This is a genomic window from Candidatus Dorea massiliensis AP6, assembly GCF_964245105.1.
Classification (GTDB): Bacteria; Bacillota; Clostridia; order Lachnospirales; family Lachnospiraceae; genus Laedolimicola; species Laedolimicola intestinihominis.
Genome location: NZ_CAXTKW010000056.1, coordinates 1 through 542, shown reverse-complemented (window position 1 = coordinate 542; position 542 = coordinate 1). Strand labels below are relative to the sequence as shown.

The following is a 542-nucleotide window of genomic DNA, read 5'->3' as shown; positions in this document are numbered from 1 at the left end:
TGGAAACCATGTTGCCTCACATGATGGAAGTTGCGGGTGTCACGGAGGAACTGAAAGCCTGTGACCCTATGCGCTGGGTGGGGCTGATGAACACATTAACGGCACAGATTGAGGAAATTTTAATCAGGGAACTGATTTGCAGATGAATGGGAGGTGCGGGAAATGCTGACCTTTGAAAAGGTTTTGAAAGTGTTTCAGGCATATCTAGATGATGACCCTCTGTATGAGGTGGTTCAGACCAGTCATGGTTATACATTGATGGCATGGGAACCCCACCGGAATGACTGGTACAGCGCAGAAATACAGAAAACCCCGGAGGATTTACGGAATGCTTTGTTGAGTACATACGCCAACTTTCTGGAAGATAAGATTACTGGAAATGACCGTGACCTGACTGTGACAGAAACCGGAGAAATCCAGCAGAGGTGCCGGGAACTTTTGGAAAAGTGCAGGGAAACATGATACAGAAACGCCAGAAGGAGGCCGCGATTATGCGTCCTCCTTCTGCTTCGCAGTCTGTTCCATTTTGAGCGCCCCGTCTA

The 542-nt window shown here is 48.3% G+C and carries 2 protein-coding genes; both read left to right on the top strand.

Features of this window, described 5'->3' with window-relative positions; all coding sequences use genetic code 11:
• Positions 1–146 (top strand): TnpV protein (locus ACESZP_RS17990; RefSeq protein ID WP_499709958.1); only part of this gene is annotated, 146 nt, incomplete at its 5' end.
• 16 nt (positions 147–162) lie between these two features.
• Complete coding sequence (locus ACESZP_RS17985) at positions 163–462, top strand: hypothetical protein (RefSeq protein ID WP_118526807.1); 300 nt, start codon at positions 163–165, stop codon at positions 460–462.
• The last annotated feature ends 80 nt before the right edge of the window (positions 463–542 follow it).